Origin of the sequence: Nostoc sp. 'Peltigera membranacea cyanobiont' 232, assembly GCF_002245985.1 — a bacterium.
GTDB lineage: Bacteria > Cyanobacteriota > Cyanobacteriia > Cyanobacteriales > Nostocaceae > Nostoc.
The window spans coordinates 1-3,132 of the sequence record NZ_NOLK01000326.1 but is presented as its reverse complement, the minus strand read 5'-3'; the positions used below and the strand labels follow the sequence as shown (position 1 = coordinate 3,132).

Here is a 3,132-nt window from a genome sequence, read left to right as displayed (position 1 = left end):
ATCGATGTAAGTCAGCCCCTTGACGATAGACTTGGCACATCTTTGTATCACCACTAAGCCGAGCCATAATTCGTAGTTCAATTTGGGAGTAATCGGCTTTGATAATTTTATAGCCAGGGGCAGCAATAAAGCAGCTACGGGCAGCTTCATCACGAGGAATATTTTGTAGAGGAGGTTTGCGGCAAGAAAATCTACCGGATTTTGCCCCTAATTGATAATAGTTAGGATGAATTCTCCCAGTTTTGGGGTGGATATGCTGGGGTAGTTTCTCGGTAAAAGTGCCGATAATTTTGGATAGACGGCGGTAATCTAGCAATGCTTGAATTATGGGATATTGTGCAGCTAAAGAAACTAATTTACTTTGATTAGTTGAGTTAATTTTGATCCCAATAGCTTGTAAAGCAGCCAAAACTTGCTGAGGTGAATTCGGGTTTACTGCATCTGTCAGTTCTGGCAGCAATGACATCTGAGAACTAGCAATACGGAGTTGCTTGAGTTGCCTTAAAGCATCTGTTTTTTCAGCTTCTAGTTTTGCACCCAGTATCTGCCATCGAGACAAGTCAAATAGCATCCCGTTAAGTTCCATTTGAGCTACAACAGGCATACACTGAAATTCCAGTCGGGCAATTTTGAGTAACTTTGCCTGTTTTAACCTCTTGAGGAGAATTGGGTAAAGGTCAAGTAATATGGCAGCATCTACGGCAGCATAGTGCAATTGAACCGATTTAAGAGGTTTACACCAATCGCTGATTTGTTGAGTTTTATCTAGTTGAAGCTGTAATAGTTTTTTAACTATATTTTGTAAGGATGAGCTTGTTTTCAATCCTGCGGTTAGAACTTTATAAGCAAGTTGGGTATCAAAGAATTTACTGGAGGGTTGAAGTCCTGCGAGTGTGAGAAATTGCCAGTCGAACTTGGCATTATGAGCAATTTTGACAGCAGAGTTACAGAGTAGTTTTTTGAGCAGTTGGCGATCGCTTTTGGGAATAGCTGGTAAATCAATTAGCACTACCGGATAGTTTGGTGCAGCTATTTGAATCAGTCTAATAGAATCAGTTAGAGGGTCAAGTCCTGTTGTTTCACAATCTATGGCTAAAATTTCTGCCTGAAACAGACCTTGGAGAGCAGAATTAAGAGTTGAAACATTGGAAACAAGAGTATATTTGGGGGTAAAAATACTGGAATTATTTGTATTTATTAAGCCTGTATTCATAATGAATTAAATTTGAATTTATCACCTAGAAGCGATAGCTTGTATATCTAGCAACTTCAAAATATTTAGTTTTTTACAAAGATTTGAAAACCTATTAAAGAGAGGTAATACTATAGCGGTGTGCAGTTAAGGGAGATACAAAAACTTTGCTGGAAAGATTATACAGCAAGTACTTTTGTCTTCTCATTCGAGCGATAACCGCCATATCGATATTCCTCTCTTTATATGATTAACTGACTTGACGTTTATCTGTTTTTGCAATGTTAGAATGCTGAATATTTTCTCGAACAGATGTCAAAGCAGTAGGAGCCAATTCTCTAATAATGGGTGTGACAATTTCTGGTGCCAGTTCTAAACGATGCTTAATCTGTGCTTGCAACCAGGCTAAAGGAACACATTTATTGTTGACTTTTTGTTTGATAATTAAGTCAGGATTGGATTTTGAAGCTTTTTTTATGGCAGTGGCAATTTTTCTAGCTGTTCGTAAATCAATTTTGTCTACATCAATGCTAACAAAGTTATTTGGTTGAGGTTCGGGTTTTGATGTAATACGGTTAGTTGATTGATTTTGATTTTCCCAGTTGAGAGATTTCTTAATATCACTAGATTCAATGTGTGATTGTTCAGATGTTGTGTTGTTGGTATAGGATTCAACATTGAGTGTAAATTCATGCCATAAATGGACTATTCCCACAACGAAATCAACGAGCATCACAATGGCATATAAGGCTGTAATTCCAATGATGAGATGATTTAAAATCTCTTGAATTTCTTGAGTATTCATGATGACTAACTTGAAAATTTATGTTCATAATTAAAGAAGCGATCGCTTCCATTTAACAGAAAAATCCTCAGATGAAAATTTGAATAGACTGAGGATTTCTGGAAAATTCAAAACAAGCTAATTTGCACAGTTGAATTTGATGAAGGTTTAGGAGTTGGAGTGCTTTGGGTTGAGTCTAAGTTAGGCTTGGCATTAACATTACGCTTACCCCATCCCTCTTGTGCTGCGTGTTTAACTATGCTGCGTCGAATTGACCTGCTAAGATAGTTGAATTCATTTTTTACCTGATTAAAATGAATGATGCGATTATTGTTCGCATTGTTCGTAGCACCATCACCTAGAAATTCATAAAAACTCTTGCAACCCTTTGGTAATTTATCGTATTTGGTTAAAACTTCATTACCTGCCCAAAGATAAAGGTCAGCGTAGTCTCTATGCAGAGGTGCTTCGTAAGTTGCTGGCATCATGTAGGTAAGAACTTCTGTGGCTGTGCTGGAAACACCAACCTGATCCTGTTCGTATTCAGTGAAGATAAGTTTCAATCGCTCCTGAATACAAGCAAACTTCAGCCATTGGGGAATCGTATCACTCCAAGGACTGCGATGAATTACCAATGGCCCTGCAAGGTAGCGAACATGGTGTAGGGAAAATTCAGCTATTTCCAAAAGACTTGCTAATAATTCTTTTGGTGTATTTAAACTTGCCAAAATTTGCAGCATTTTTCGGGTGTTGTCTGGCAGTTTGGTACTATTACCATCACTGATTTCTGCCATTATTTCTGGTGAAATTAAATTCATTTGCTCCATTTGTCATCTCGATATGAGCGCATCACCAAAAATAGCCAATCGGCTAAAAAATTAATGTCCAATAGGTGAAGGCTGATATTAGATAATTCTTTTTATGCTGGCATTGATACAGGTTTTTTAGGTAATGCCAATGAATAACGAACCCACAATTAACCAAAATCTTGATACTGACGACAGTAGTAATTATCAGTCTGGCAGTGGCTATCAATCTTTATGTTACGGTGTTGAGCAATTAAGTTCTGGAGATAGTAGTAATCCCTTGCAAGCAGACCAATTTAGGGATGGTTATCAAGAGAATATTTTTGAAATCAATCTTGGGGATACACCTT

The 3,132-nt window shown here is 37.5% G+C and carries 3 protein-coding genes and 1 pseudogene; 1 reads left to right on the top strand and 3 read right to left on the bottom strand.

Annotation, left to right across the window (positions count from 1 at the left end; translation table 11 throughout):
* From CDG79_RS39850 to CDG79_RS39840, 3 genes are all read right to left on the bottom strand, one after another.
* A partial coding sequence (locus CDG79_RS39850) for a DNA polymerase (RefSeq protein ID WP_262985886.1) occupies positions 1–1,213 on the bottom strand: 1,213 nt, incomplete at its 3' end.
* Positions 1,214–1,442: 229 nt separating this feature from the next.
* Positions 1,443–1,997 carry a hypothetical protein gene (locus tag CDG79_RS39845; protein WP_094346958.1) on the bottom strand — a complete coding sequence of 185 codons (555 nt, stop codon included), beginning with the start codon at positions 1,995–1,997 and terminating at the stop codon, positions 1,443–1,445.
* A gap of 107 nt (positions 1,998–2,104) precedes the next feature.
* Positions 2,105–2,794 carry a hypothetical protein gene (locus tag CDG79_RS39840; protein ID WP_223278656.1) on the bottom strand — a complete coding sequence of 230 codons (690 nt, stop codon included), beginning with the start codon at positions 2,792–2,794 and terminating at the stop codon, positions 2,105–2,107.
* 139 nt (positions 2,795–2,933) lie between these two features.
* On the opposite strand from CDG79_RS39840, the pseudogene CDG79_RS39835 reads away from it, so the two are divergent.
* A pseudogene (locus CDG79_RS39835) lies at positions 2,934–3,132 on the top strand (hypothetical protein); the annotation flags it as partial.

Coding starts and splice junctions, on each gene's coding strand:
- CDG79_RS39840 (WP_223278656.1), bottom strand. CDS start 2,794: ATGAATTTAATTTCACCAGAAATAATGGCAGAAATCAGTGATGGTAAT.
- CDG79_RS39845 (WP_094346958.1), bottom strand. CDS start 1,997: ATGAATACTCAAGAAATTCAAGAGATTTTAAATCATCTCATCATTGGA.